The following is a 13,620-nucleotide window of genomic DNA, read 5'->3' on the forward strand; positions in this document are numbered from 1 at the left end:
GTTTACGAGTAAGAAGTGCGGCAAATACAAGTAGCGCAGTTCTAGGAAACTTAAAAAATGGCGAAAAAGTAACAGTGTTAGGAAAAGCAAATGGCTGGGCAAAAATTAGTTATCAAGGAAAAGAAGGCTATGTATCCTTAGAATTTGTGAAATTAGAAGCAGGAAAACAAGAAGAAAAGCCAGCGGAAAACATTACAAATGGAACACAAGAAGTAGGAATGATCAATGCGACAAGTTTACGAGTAAGAAGTGCGGCAAATACAAGTAGCGCAGTTCTAGGAAACTTAAAAAATGGTGAAAAAGTAACAGTATTAGGAAAAGCGAACGGCTGGGCGAAAATCAATTATCAAGGAAAAGAAGGTTATGTGTCGTTAGAATTTGTAAAATTAGAAGTAGGAAAACAAGAAGAGAAACCAGCGGAAGAGATTACAAATGGAACACAAGAAGTAGGAACAATTAACGCGACAAGCCTCCGAGTAAGAAGTGCAGCGAATACAAGTAGTTCAATTTTAGGAAACTTAAAAAATGGTGAAAAAGTAACAGTACTAGGAAAAGCGAACGGCTGGGCGAAAATCAATTATCAAGGAAAAGAAGGTTATGTGTCGTTAGAATTTGTAAAATTAGAAGCAGGAAAACAAGAAGAGAAACCAGCGGAAGAGATTACAAATGGAACACAAGAAGTAGGAACAATAAACGCGACAAGCCTCCGAGTAAGAAGTGCGGCAAATACAAGTAGCGCAGTTCTAGGAAACTTAAAAAATGGCGAAAAAGTAACAGTGTTAGGAAAAGCGAACGGTTGGGCAAAAATCAGCTATCAAGGAAAAGAAGGCTATGTATCGCTAGAATTTGTGAAATTAGAAGCAGGAAAACAAGAAGAAAAGCCAGCGGAAAACATTACAAATGGAACGCAAGAAATTGGAATGATCAATGCGACAAGTTTACGAGTAAGAAGTGCGGCAAATACAAGTAGCGCAGTTCTGGGAAACTTAAAAAATGGTGAAAAAGTAACAGTATTAGGAAAAGCGAACGGCTGGGCAAAAATCAGCTATCAAGGAAAAGAAGGATATGTATCATTAGAATTTGTAACACTCGGTAAAGATTCAACTGATCCAACGAATCCAGAGCAAGTAACAGAAGAACGAGCTGTTGTAAATGCTTCCCTATTAAATGTTCGTAAAGGCCCATCAACAGGTGCGGCAGCTGTTGGTCATTTAAAGAATGGAGAGACTGTTACAATTATAGGGAAAGAAAATGGTTGGGCAAAAGTCCATTTTAATGGTGGTGAAGGTTACGTTTCATTACAATTTTTAAAGGTTAAACAAGGTTCAACCTCTTATGAAATTGTTACTTCATCACAAAAGGTTCAAAAGCCAAATGAAGTAGAAGCAACGCAAATTATGCAAAATTTGAAAGAAGATGCGTATATTAAAAGCGACGGTAAAGTTGTAAATATGAAGCAAGGTTTCGTTCGTGCAAATGGTGTTATTAATATTTATGATATTGCGACAGGGAAGAAGCTCACATATGTAAAAGGTGGGGCCGACTTGAAATTTGTGAAAGCTGCTGGTGATCGTATTCATGTCCAAATTGATGGTATGACAGGTTACGTGAATATAAATGATGTTACATTACATCCGGCAATGACTGGTGAGAAAACATCGTATTATGCAACTAAAAATGGCAAGTTATATCATTATGTATACAACCCTGCAAATGGTAAATATGCAACGTATCAAATTGGTAATGCTCCGAAACATTTAAAAGAAGGGGAGCGTTACGAAGCTTTTGATAAGAAGCAAATCGGCGGACAAGATAGTTATCAATACTTTGAATATATGCCACTCCGTGCAACATCTACTTATACAGGAGATGAAATTGATAACTTCTTAAGCAAATCTAATGCAAATAGTCCACTTATTGGATTAGGAAAATATTTTGTAAGTGCAGCAGAGAAGTATAAGATGAATGCAGGATACTTAGTGTCACATGCAATTTTAGAATCTGGCTGGGGAACGAGCCGTATTGCACAAGATAAGAAAAATTTATTTGGTTTTAGAGCAGTAGACTCAGATCCATATAATGGTGCAACTGGATTTAAAACATGGGAAGAAGGCATTGATTTTTGTGCTGCATATATAGATAAACATTACTTAACACCGGATGGAAATACATACAATGGTGGAAACTTAGGTGATAAGGCAGAAGGAATGAACGTCATGTATGCAAGTGATGAAAACTGGGGTCAGCAAATTGCCTCACTTATGCATAGAATTGATTCCATGAATGGAAGTAAAGACTTAAATAAATATCGACTTGGAACGTTGAGAACAGGTTCCCCAGTATTCAAAAACTTAGCTGAAGGCCAGACTGGAACGACATCCCGGAACATTATGGTAGCTATTAAGAAAACAATTAACACACCACAAGGATTATATTATGAAATCGTTTCAGATAATAAAGAATACAACAGTGTCTACGTAAAAGCTGGGTCTGTAAATCTTGTAAATTCTTATTAAAGGAAAGCATCATCATTTCAATGCAGAAGAATGAAATTCATAATGTTAGAGGAAGTGGCAGTGTGAAAAAATATATCGCATTTGATATTGGTGGTACACAGATTAAATATGGGATTGTTTCAGAACTTGGGATATTATCAAATCATAAAACTATATTAACAGAGGCTCATTTAGGCGGAGAACAAATCGTTCAAAAGCTTATTAGTTTGGCGGAGCAATTAATGAATGAACATGTTGTTTCTGGAATTGGTATTAGTACAGCTGGAATTGTAGATATTCATAAAGGAATCATAACTGGCGGCGTGGATCATATTCCACGCTATGCCGGTATTCCTATTATTGATAGATTACAAACAGTATTAAAAGTTCCTATATCCATTGAAAATGACGTCAATTGTGCTTCATTTGGAGAGCAGTGGCAAGGTGTTGGAAGGGATGAAAGTAATTTCATTATGCTTACCCTTGGAACGGGAATAGGGGGCGCAATTGTTATTAATAAGAAACTGTACAGAGGTCATTCATTTAGTGCTGGTGAATGGGGAAATATGTTGATTGAAGGGAAGCCATTTGAAGAAGTTGCCTCGATTTCAGGATTAATTTATCTTGTGCGGAAGTATAAAGGTAGCGGTAATTGGAATGGTGAAACAATTTTTGAATTATATGATCAGAAGGATAAAGAAGTTATACACGCCGTTCAAATATTTTTTAAACATTTAGCAATTGGAATTAGTAATTTGGCTTATATCTTTAATCCACAAGCAATTATTATTGGTGGGGGGATTACTGATAGAGGCAATCGATTTTTAGAAGAAGTAAAGGCAGAGGTACGAAAATATTTGAATCCTGAAATTTATAGTAATTGCGAGATTAAACTCGCGCAAAATCGTAATCATGCAGGAATGATTGGTTCTATTTACCACTTCTTACATCATCATAAATAAATTATATGAATGTTTTCATATAACTGAGAATTTATCCTTTTTCTCACTAGATAAATAATGCTACAATATAAGAGAAGAATACAATATTTTCCGATTCGGAAAATGCTTTGTAGAAAGGAAGAAACTTCATGCCTATTATTTTAGAAAAAGGACAAAAGATCGATTTAACGAAAGGACAACCGAGAGTAGCGAAACTGCAGGTTGGCTTAGGCTGGGATCCAATTGGGCAATCAGGTGGGTTTCTGTCTTCTTTATTTGGAAGTAAACCAAGTGTAGATTGTGATGCATCTGTTGTTATGTTAGAAGGGGATCGTTTTTTAAACAAAAATGATCTAGTTTACTTCGGTAACAAACTTTCTACTTGTGGTAGTATCATTCATTCAGGAGATAATTTAACAGGTGAAGGTGCTGGTGACGACGAAACAATTTTCGTAGAATTACATAAAGTCCCGAGCCGTATTAATCGTTTAGTATTCGTTGTAAATATCTATGACTGTGTAAATCGTCGTCAAGATTTTGGGATGATTCGCAATGCATATATTCGTATTCAAAACCCACAAACAGGTGAAGAATTAGCACGTTATAACTTGTCAGATAATTACGCTGGCAAAATGACTTTAATTGCAGGGGAAATGTATCGAGACGGAAACGAATGGAAGTTTTCAGCAGTTGGAGAAGGAACACAAGATAAAAATTTAAGTGAGATTGTATCACGTTACCAATAAGATAAATTGAGGAGGAATCGTATATGGCATCAATTTCATTGAAAAAAGGACAAAAGGTAGACTTAACAAAAACAAATCCAGGTCTTTCGAAAGTTCTTGTAGGACTTGGTTGGGATACGAATCGTTATGACGGACAAAACGATTTCGATTTAGATGTTAGTATCTTCTTAGTAGGTGCTAACGGTAAAGTTTCAGGAGCAGAGGATTTCGTCTTCTATAATAATCCAAAAGGTGCGAATGGTGCTGTAGAGCATTTAGGAGATAACCGTACAGGTGAAGGTGAAGGCGACGATGAAACAATTAAAATAGACTTAAAAAATGTTCCTGCTCACATTGAGCGTATTTGTTTCACAATTACAATTTATGATGGAGAAGGCCGTAGCCAAAACTTCGGACAAGTTTCTAACTCTTTCGTACGCATTCTGGATGAAGAAAAGAATGCAGAATTAATTCGTTACGATTTAGGAGAAGATTTCTCTATTGAAACAGCTGTAGTAGTAAGCGAATTATACCGTCACGCAGGTGAGTGGAAATTCAATGCAATCGGAAGTGGATTCCAAGGTGGATTAGGTTCTCTATGTAATAACTTTGGTTTAGATGTAGAGTAATAGACTTATATATCCATCAGTGAAACGCATATATACTGATGGATATATTTTTTGAAATTAAAATATAGAGGTGAATATATATGGTTATTCAATTGCAAAAAGGACAGAAGATTGATTTAGGTAAGACAAGCCCTGGTTTAACAAAAGCAGTAATTGGTCTTGGATGGGATATTAAATCTTATGATGGTGGATCCGATTTCGATTTAGATGCATCTGCCTTTTTATTAGATGCAAATGGAAAATGTACGAAGGAAACTGATTTTATTTTCTATAACAATTTGCAGTCTCCTTGTGGATCTGTTCTGCATACAGGAGATAACCGTACAGGTGCAGGTGATGGTGATGATGAACAACTTGTTGTGGATCTGAAAAAAGTTCCAGCAGATGTGCACAAAATTGCAATCACAGTTACAATTTATGATGGAGAAGGCCGTAATCAAAACTTTGGACAAGTCGGAAACGCATTCGTTCGTTTAGCAAATGAAGAAACAAATGAAGAAGTTCTTCGTTTTGATTTAGGGGAAGATTTCTCCATTGAAACAGCAGTTGTCTTTTGTGAATTATACCGTCATAATGGACAGTGGAAGTTTAATGCAGTAGGAAGCGGTTTCCAAGGTGGTTTAGGTGCGCTTGTAAGAGCGTATGGCTTGGATGCATAAGAAGGGAAACGAACTTCGTTTCCTTTTTTTGACCTTTCTATAAATCTAGCAAAGAATAGGGGATAAAGGTAAGATGAGTATTTTGCAAGGAATCCTTGATACGTATGCTCAGTTTTTCGACTTGGACATGTGGATTAAAGTGTTGCAAGATCCAGTATCTTGGGGATTAATTGGTACACTTGTTGTACTTGAAGGCTTACTATCTGCTGATAACGCACTTGTGTTAGCAGTAATGGTAAAACACCTTCCAGAAGAAAAACGCAAAAAAGCATTATTCTATGGACTTATTGGAGCTTATGTATTCCGCTTTATTGCAATTGGAATCGGAATGTTCTTAATTAAATTGGCATGGGTAAAAGTGCTAGGTGCGCTTTACTTAGCTTGGCTTTCAATTAAATATTTCATTGATAAAAGAAAAGGAACTTCAGAAGAAGAGGAAGCTCATGGTGTGAACCAAAATAGTGTTCTCTTCAGAATGTTCGGTGTTTTCTGGGGAACGGTTGCGATGGTTGAATTAATGGATATCGCTTTCTCTGTAGATAGTGTACTTGCTGCATTTGGTGTATCGAATGAAGTTTGGATTCTGCTATTAGGCGGAATGCTTGGTATTTTAATGATGCGTGGTATTGCTGGTGTATTCTTAAAATTGTTAGAGCGTATTCCAGAATTGGAAACGACAGCTTACATTTTAATCTTAATTATTGCAGCAAAAATGCTATTGTCTGTCATTCATATTGAAGTAAGTCATACAGTGTTCTTTATTGTTTTAGTTGTAGCGTTTGGAGTAACATTTATAATTCACTACATGAAGAATGGTGGACAAGCTAGAGAAGAAGTTGCAGCTACTAAAAATGAACATAAATAATTGAAATGGGTTTGCTCGTTATGCGAGCGCCCATTTTTTATAACCAAAAATAGTTTATAATAGAAGAAAGACTTTAGAAAAAACGTAAATGTTTTTGGAGGTGAACTGTTGTGTTTTCACGTTTTACACTTCAACCATGTGCATTAAAAGATGAATCAGATTTAAAACAATTTGAAACGCTTTTAGAAAAACGCCCACAATATGAACTAACAGAGAATGAGATGAAATTTAGTTATTTAGCAAGTCGTATTCTTGGTGTTCCCAATGATGTAGATGAATATTTCAATGAGCTATTTGATTATAGTGAGGCGAAAGGGATCGAGGTTTTGCATGAACAAAATTTAAATAAGGTGATTGATCCCGAAAAACTGCGCCATATTCAAGAAGTTTTTGCATTACATCAAGAAGCGCCAAATGGACTTACAGTAAATAGGCTTGTAGCCCATTTGTCTGGAAAACAACTATTACCGCAAGTAGACAATCCTGATTTGCAGCATTATATACATACGACATTTATTTCTGTATTGAAATTGTATGAAAAACAGCATAATCAATCATTAAAAACAGAAGGGTTCCGTCGTTTCTTAATCGATATGATTAAATTAAGCGAAAATTATGTAGCGAAGTGGTTCTCTACGATTAATTATAAGAAACAAATGCCACGTATCGTTTGGTATGGTGATGCAACGGAGAGTCGTATATATTTCTTATACTTTCTTATTATGCTCGGTTGCGATGTACTTTATTATCACCCGGAAGGAAAAGATGGCTTTGAGAATATTGATGAAGCGGGAAGAACTTTTGTTGTGTCTCATTCAAGTCGTATTTCTCTTGAACCATTCCCCGATCGTCGCCGTGAGCGTGTTGCAACAGTAGCGTATCAGGCTTCGAAAGAAATTGAACAAGTACTTCACCACGATAATTCACTCTTGTACAAGCCGTGGCAATTCCGTTCGTATACACCTGTAGCACGTACATTAAAAACAACATACGATGAACTCTTTTTAATTACGAAAGAAAAGGCGTTTGTACGCCCAACATTCTTTGTTGAAAATAAACACATTTATATCCCTTCTTTATTTGCGAAAATATCAGGCGTTTCAAAGAATGATAAAGAATATTTTCAGCGATTAAAGGCTGTTACATCATTTGATAATAGTTTATTAATTAATACATTTCCGTTTACGAAAGAACAAAAAGCGAATTTCCAATATCATTATCGAGATGCATTGGATCGCGGGGGGAAGTTACATCCAGATTTAATTATGAATAGTCATTGGTGGCCACATAAGCGTTTACCAGAAGGATTACAACATGGTATTGCAGAGGCAATCATCCATGCGTGTGAAAGTGAAATGTGTAAACCAATTGCAAAAGAGACGAAACAAGATGTAGCATTATATGTCTTTGCACAGCTTTCTCAAATACCACCGAATATTTTAGAACAGCTTGAGAAATTTGATTATTCGCAAGAAGTGCCGAAAATTGTTATATTTAATAATGAGAAGAGCGGAGAATTAACTCGTTCTGATGCTGTTTTATTACTGTTTTTAAATCAAATTGGAGTAGATGTATTCCACTTTAATCCAACGGGGAGAAACGATATTGAACCGTATATTGAAGCAGGAGCATTTGATTCACATTGGCTTGAAGAAGTTAATTTTGATCTTGAGTTTCATGGTTCATCAGCCTATAAAAATTTATCACAAACAATAAAAGGACTATTTCGTCCGTTTTTATAAGGAAAGGGAGAATATCATATGAATAACCCAGTCGTACTAGATTCGAAAACAGAATTGAATGAGCAAACTGCACAAGATGTTCGCTTGCAACTTAGACAAGATGCGGAAGTACAACGTATTTATAACGCCGTAGATATTAAAGACCAATTAGAATTAATCGAGCTTGGAAAAGAGCCTTCTATGGAAATTTCACGTTTCGCAGATCAAATTTTACATACAATGTCTTTATCGAAAATAGAAGACTCTGGTGAATTATTAAAACAGCTTGGTAAAATTATGGATAGATTTGATAGTAAAGACTTTGCGGAAGAGAAAAGTGGTTTCTTCTCACGCATGTTCAAAAAAGCGGATAAAATGATTGAACAAATCTTTAGTAAGTATCAGACAATGGGTCGCGAAATGGATAAAGTATACGTAGAAATTACGAAGTATCAAGATGAAATGAAAAAATCAATTGGTACGTTAGATGGCCTGTATGAACAAAACTTAAAGTATTATTTAGATTTAGAAAAATACGTAGTAGCAGGGGAAATGTTATTAGAGCGTTTAAATACAGAGTTAGTTCCGATGTACGAAGAGCGCGTACGTAATAATGATCAGTTAGCAGGTATTGAATTAGAATCACTTAAAAACTCAGTTGAAATTTTAGAGCAGCGTATTGATGATTTAGAAAAGGCACGTATGGTGGCGCTATTAACAGCACCACAAATTCGTATGGTTCAACGTGGTAACAACAAATTAATTGGTAAAATCAATACAGCATTTATTACAACGATTCCTATCTTTAAAAATGGTATCATTCAAGCGGTAAATGCGAAGCGTCAAAAGCTTGTTGCAGACTCTATGGCTGAACTTGATCGCCGTACAAACGAATTACTTAAGAAGAATGCACAAAATATCGCGACTCAAAGTGTGGAAGTAGCGAGATTATCAGGTTCTTCTAGTATTAAGATGGAAACACTTGAGGAGACTTGGAATATTATTTCAAGAGGTATGCAAGAAACACAACAAATTGAAGAACAAAATAAACGTGAACGTGAAGAAAGCCGTAAGCGTATGGCTGCATTAACGGAGAACATCAAAAAAGAATTACAAGGATAAATGAAAAGGCAATGAGGAATATTCCTCATTGCCTTTTTTGTTTCGTTATTTGAAGGCAGTAAGGATCCCATCTCAAGATGCGGCTGTAAAGCAAAGAAGTTAGACGGGAATCGGGCTTTTAATCAGTGGAGGAAGGAACGAAATCCCCCCGCTGATTAAAGTTTCACTTTATTTTCTCTTAAATAATTTAATGATTTCATTCACAACAAGCGGAATGATACTTAATAAGAGAACAAATCCCCAATCTTGTATTGTTAATGCGTGTACACCAAATATATTTGCAAGAGGAGGGATGGAGATAATACAAACTTGCATAAGAACACCGATAAGAAGTGAGAAAACTAAATATTTATTTGTAAATATCCCGATTGAAAAAATTGATTTCGTTCTTGAACGTAAGTTGAATGAATGAACGAGTTGAGAAAAACTAAGGACGACAAATGCCATCGTTTGAGCATGTAATAGAGCGTCTTCATCAATTTGATCTGGGAAGAGAGGAAATAAATTAGTATCTTCTGTATAGAGCTTTGCCCCAACGATAAAGGCTGTTAATGTGAGAAGTCCAATTACAACGCCATTGAAAATAAGAAAAGGAACGCTACCGCTAAATAAGCTTTCTTTTGCATGACGTGGTTTTTCCTTCATTACATCAGGATCTTCGGGATCAACACCGAGTGATAATGCAGGTAGTGTATCTGTAATTAAATTTACCCACAGAATGTGAATAGGGCGTAGTGGTGTTGCCCAGCCGAGTAAAATAGCTAAAAATAAAGTGATAATTTCTCCAAAGTTACAAGAAAGTAGGAAGAGAATAGACTTTTTAATATTACGGTAAATATTTCTACCTTCTTCAACAGCTTTAACGATAGATGAGAAGTTATCATCTGTTAAAACTACATCAGCTGCGCCTTTTGCGACATCTGTTCCTGTGATTCCCATTGCTACCCCAACATCTGCTTGCTTTAAAGATGGAGCATCATTTACACCATCACCAGTCATGGAAACGATATTTCCTTTAGCGCGTAATGCTTTTACAATCTTCACTTTATGTTCTGGAGAGACTCTAGCAAAGACATTTAAATGATTAATTTTACTTGCTAGTTCTGTATCTGAAATGTTATCTAATTCAGTTCCAATCATAATTTCAGATTTTTCTTCAGCAATACCAAGTTCTTTGGCGATTGCAAAAGCGGTATCTTTATGATCGCCAGTAATCATGACAGTGCGAATACCAGCTTTTTTACATTCTGTAATAGAATCTTTTACTTCTGTGCGTGGAGGATCAATCATACCGACAAGACCGATAAATATAAGGTTTTCTTCGAGATGATCTATATCCACATGGTCTGTCTCATATTGTTTAAATGCGAATGAAAGTACTCTTAAAGCTTCTTGTGACATCGCTTGTGCAGCTTCTAATATTTGTGTTTTATGAGAATCTGTTAGGACCTCAACTTTGTTATTTATAAAGATATGGGTACAGTGAGGTAAGAGTTTATCAATGGCACCTTTAGTCATGCTATAGTAGCTTTCATCATATGTATGTACTGTTGACATCATTTTACGATTAGAATCGAAAGGCAGTTCGTTAACACGTTCATGTTTATTTTCTAAATTATCTTTTTGAATGTTAAAAGAGCTTCCGGCAACAAGAAGGGCAATTTCTGTAGGATCCCCTGTTTGTGATTCGTTACTATAAGAGGCATCGTTGCATAAAACCATATTTTCTAATAATAGATGGTGTACATCGTTATTTACGTTCAAATTTTCTAGCTGATTGTATGTTTGATCACTATAAAAATGAGTAACGGTCATTTTATTTTGAGTTAATGTTCCTGTCTTATCTGAACAAATAATTGTAACGGAACCAAGAGCTTCAACAGCTGGTAGTTTGCGAATGATAACGTTTTGTTTAATCATACGTTGAACGCCGATGGCAAGAACGATAGAAACGATAGCTGGTAAGCCTTCTGGAATGGCTGCAACAGCTAAACTAATAGCAGTCATAAACATTTCTAAAGTATCTCGTCCTTGTAAAAAACCGATGAGAAACATAATGACACAAATAGCTACAGCGACAAAGCCTAAATATTTACCTACTTGCGCTAAGCTTTTTTGAAGTGGTGTCATATCATCTTCAGCTTCATGCAAAAGAGTTGCGATTTTCCCAATTTGTGATTTCATTCCAGTTTCAACAGCAACACCGACGCCGCGCCCGTATGTTACTAGCGTTGACATAAAGGCCATGTTTTTTTGATCGCCTAGTGGTACTTGCTCATCCCTTTGCATGGAAGGGTTATAGATTGCATCTTTATCGACAGGGACAGATTCACCAGTTAGAGCAGATTCTTCAACTTTTAAGTTCGCAGTTTCAATAAGCCGTAAATCACATGGTATATATCGTCCGGCATCAAGCATAACGATATCACCTGGAACGACGTGCTCAGATGGGATCTCTTTTAGTTCACCATCTCGTTTTACGATAGCTTTTGGCGTGGCCATCTTTTTTAATGCTTCTAAAGCTTGTTCTGCTTTAGATTCTTGGATTACACCGATAACAGCGTTTAAAATCACAACGAGCGCGATAATACTTGCATCGGCCCATTCACCTACAAAGGCGGAAATAAGGGCAGCTATGATAAGGACATATACGAGGACGTCATTAATTTGGGCGAAAACTCGCTGCCATAAAGTACGTTTTTGTTTTGTAGCTAATTCATTAGGACCATATTGCTTTAAACGTTCATTTACGATTTCATCGGTTAAACCGTATTGTTCATTTGTTCCTAAATCGGTTAATGTTTGATCTTTCGTCTTACTGTACCAATTGCTCATAAGTAAGCACCCCCAGTAAAAACAGTTAGCAATGGTAGTGTGGCAATTTTTTTAGAGTAGTATGTATGGAGAAATAATCTAAGGTGAGGTTCTACTTTCATTGTACAGTATTTTAGAATGGGATGAGGAAAAGGGAAGAGTTGTCATGAATTTGTTGAAATTAAAAAGAGCCTCTCTTATGAGGCTCTTTGCTATTTTTTAATTAATGTACCTAATTCCTCTGTAATAGCTTGCATTTCACTAATGCTGAATGTTTCGCGCTTCATAACATGCTCATAAATGTCGCGTAAGTCTTCGTACATTTCTTCGTTAAAGCTAGCAGCTCTCATTGCTCCAGCATTAACCATGCGTAATTTTTCTTTAATAGCTTCTACCATATATTCAACGTTTTCTTCTGATTTTACGGATAAATCCACCGAAGTGTCCCCCTTTAAAATAACATAAGGATATCTTAACATTTTTTATCATTTTCGTTAATGAAACTTTTCAATCCTATTAAATTAGTAGGGATTTCCTTTATAATTAATAATTGGTTGTTTATACTATAAGTATATATTAAGAAATGCACCAAGAAGGGAAGAAACAAAAATATGGTTCAAGTATTGTTTGTTTGTCTTGGGAACATTTGTCGTTCTCCAATGGCAGAAGCAATTTTTCGAGAACTTGTCGTAAAAGAGGGACTCGAAGAGAAAATTGTCATTGATTCTGCCGGAACTGGAGATTGGCATATTGGTCATCCACCACATAAAGGAACACAAAAAATTTTAAAAGAAAATGAAGTCTCTTTTGAAGGAATTAAAGCACGTCAAGTAGAAAAAGAAGACTTAACAAAGTTTGATTATATTATTGCCATGGACAACAAGAATATAGCGGATTTAAAAAGTTTAGGTAAAACTGGAGGCTATATTGGTAGGCTGTCCGATTTTGTTCCAGGCGGTGGCTGGACAGACGTTCCTGACCCTTACTTTACAGGGAACTTCCAAGAAGTGTATGACCTTGTAACAGAAGGGTGTGAAAAGCTACTAGCTTTCATTCGAAATGAACAAGGAATATGAGGAAGCTTAGAAAGAAATACTTTCTAACATAAGAAATGAAAGGGTGAAGGAATATGGCAAAGAAAAATAATATTGCTCGAAACATTGCGATTGGTGTAGCTGCAGGTGTAGCTGTATCCATGTTAAAGAAAGAAAATCGCGAAAAAGTAAAAAATACAGCAGAAAAAGCAAAAACAAAGATGATTGAAATTGGTGAAAATGCGAAGATAAAAGAAAAAGTGCAAACTGTTACAGATAAAGGACGTGAACTTGCTGATTTCAATGTAGTAAAAGCGAAAGTAGCAGAAATTAAAAAATTGACGCCGTCTGTTGTAGAAACGTTAAAAGAAACGAAAGAAATTTTTAGTAAGAAAAAAGTTGAGCGAGAAGAAAAGCCAGAAACGATTGAAATTCAAGCTGTGTCCCCAAAGGTAGATGAGCTTAAAGCTGAAGAAGAGCCAGTGGTAGCTGAAGATGGCGGTATGAAAGAGGCACGTGAATTATTTATGAAGGACTCAAATGCAGAGGGAAAAAAAACTGAAGCATATATTGAGCTAAAGCAAGATAAAGAAGAGAAGAAAAGCGTTTAAAAAT

General features: G+C 35.9%; 12 protein-coding genes. 10 read left to right on the forward strand and 2 right to left on the reverse strand.

Annotated features, from left to right (window positions below):
* From MR109_RS23505 to MR109_RS23540, 8 genes are all read left to right on the forward strand, one after another.
* A partial coding sequence (locus tag MR109_RS23505; protein ID WP_242274085.1) for an SH3 domain-containing protein occupies positions 1-2,516 on the forward strand: 2,516 nt, incomplete at its 5' end.
* A 62-nt stretch (positions 2,517-2,578) separates the two neighbouring features.
* On the forward strand, positions 2,579-3,457 hold the full coding sequence (locus MR109_RS23510; RefSeq protein WP_048375620.1) for an ROK family protein: 879 nt from the start codon (positions 2,579-2,581) through the stop codon (positions 3,455-3,457).
* Between the two features lie 128 nt (positions 3,458-3,585).
* Positions 3,586-4,182: a TerD family protein gene (locus MR109_RS23515; protein ID WP_002029589.1), complete on the forward strand. Its 597-nt coding sequence runs from the start codon at positions 3,586-3,588 to the stop codon at positions 4,180-4,182.
* Between the two features lie 23 nt (positions 4,183-4,205).
* Entirely contained in the window at positions 4,206-4,790 is a 585-nt protein-coding gene (locus MR109_RS23520; protein WP_002029588.1) for a TerD family protein, read from the forward strand.
* Between the two features lie 80 nt (positions 4,791-4,870).
* Complete coding sequence (locus MR109_RS23525) at positions 4,871-5,449, forward strand: TerD family protein (RefSeq protein ID WP_178941198.1); 579 nt, start codon at positions 4,871-4,873, stop codon at positions 5,447-5,449.
* A 73-nt stretch (positions 5,450-5,522) separates the two neighbouring features.
* Positions 5,523-6,314 (forward strand): TerC family protein, encoded by a 792-nt coding sequence (locus MR109_RS23530; RefSeq protein WP_242274087.1) that lies wholly within the window; start codon positions 5,523-5,525, stop codon positions 6,312-6,314.
* Positions 6,315-6,424: 110 nt separating this feature from the next.
* Entirely contained in the window at positions 6,425-8,056 is a 1,632-nt protein-coding gene (locus tag MR109_RS23535) for a YceG family protein (RefSeq protein ID WP_242274089.1), read from the forward strand.
* Between the two features lie 18 nt (positions 8,057-8,074).
* Positions 8,075-9,157, forward strand: coding sequence for a toxic anion resistance protein (locus MR109_RS23540; protein ID WP_044739901.1), 1,083 nt, complete (start codon positions 8,075-8,077; stop codon positions 9,155-9,157).
* A 168-nt stretch (positions 9,158-9,325) separates the two neighbouring features.
* Here the strand turns inward: MR109_RS23540 and MR109_RS23545 are convergent, their stop codons facing one another.
* Positions 9,326-11,992, reverse strand: coding sequence for a cation-translocating P-type ATPase (locus tag MR109_RS23545; protein ID WP_242274091.1), 2,667 nt, complete (start codon positions 11,990-11,992; stop codon positions 9,326-9,328).
* A 191-nt stretch (positions 11,993-12,183) separates the two neighbouring features.
* Positions 12,184-12,408 (reverse strand): DUF1128 domain-containing protein, encoded by a 225-nt coding sequence (locus MR109_RS23550; protein WP_000366197.1) that lies wholly within the window; start codon positions 12,406-12,408, stop codon positions 12,184-12,186.
* A gap of 174 nt (positions 12,409-12,582) precedes the next feature.
* Here MR109_RS23550 and MR109_RS23555 point away from each other — a divergent pair, with 174 nt between their 5' ends.
* Together MR109_RS23555 and MR109_RS23560 are read left to right on the forward strand one after the other, a co-directional pair.
* Positions 12,583-13,047, forward strand: a complete 465-nt coding sequence (locus MR109_RS23555) for a low molecular weight protein-tyrosine-phosphatase (RefSeq protein ID WP_002174706.1) — start codon at positions 12,583-12,585, stop codon at positions 13,045-13,047.
* A 53-nt stretch (positions 13,048-13,100) separates the two neighbouring features.
* Positions 13,101-13,616, forward strand: a complete 516-nt coding sequence (locus tag MR109_RS23560; protein ID WP_002174707.1) for a DUF4075 domain-containing protein — start codon at positions 13,101-13,103, stop codon at positions 13,614-13,616.
* The last annotated feature ends 4 nt before the right edge of the window (positions 13,617-13,620 follow it).

It is taken from the genome of Bacillus cereus group sp. BfR-BA-01310 (genome assembly GCF_022664325.1).
Taxonomy (GTDB): domain Bacteria; phylum Bacillota; class Bacilli; order Bacillales; family Bacillaceae_G; genus Bacillus_A; species Bacillus_A paramycoides.

What these genes read in the sequence shown, in the direction of transcription:
- MR109_RS23520 (WP_002029588.1), top strand. Translation starts at nt 4,206, where the DNA reads ATGGCATCAATTTCATTGAAAAAAGGACAAAAGGTAGACTTAACAAAA.
- MR109_RS23540 (WP_044739901.1), top strand. Translation starts at nt 8,075, where the DNA reads ATGAATAACCCAGTCGTACTAGATTCGAAAACAGAATTGAATGAGCAA.
- MR109_RS23525 (WP_178941198.1), top strand. Translation starts at nt 4,871, where the DNA reads ATGGTTATTCAATTGCAAAAAGGACAGAAGATTGATTTAGGTAAGACA.
- MR109_RS23515 (WP_002029589.1), top strand. Translation starts at nt 3,586, where the DNA reads ATGCCTATTATTTTAGAAAAAGGACAAAAGATCGATTTAACGAAAGGA.
- MR109_RS23545 (WP_242274091.1), bottom strand. Translation starts at nt 11,992, where the DNA reads ATGAGCAATTGGTACAGTAAGACGAAAGATCAAACATTAACCGATTTA.
- MR109_RS23555 (WP_002174706.1), top strand. Translation starts at nt 12,583, where the DNA reads ATGGTTCAAGTATTGTTTGTTTGTCTTGGGAACATTTGTCGTTCTCCA.
- MR109_RS23530 (WP_242274087.1), top strand. Translation starts at nt 5,523, where the DNA reads ATGAGTATTTTGCAAGGAATCCTTGATACGTATGCTCAGTTTTTCGAC.
- MR109_RS23560 (WP_002174707.1), top strand. Translation starts at nt 13,101, where the DNA reads ATGGCAAAGAAAAATAATATTGCTCGAAACATTGCGATTGGTGTAGCT.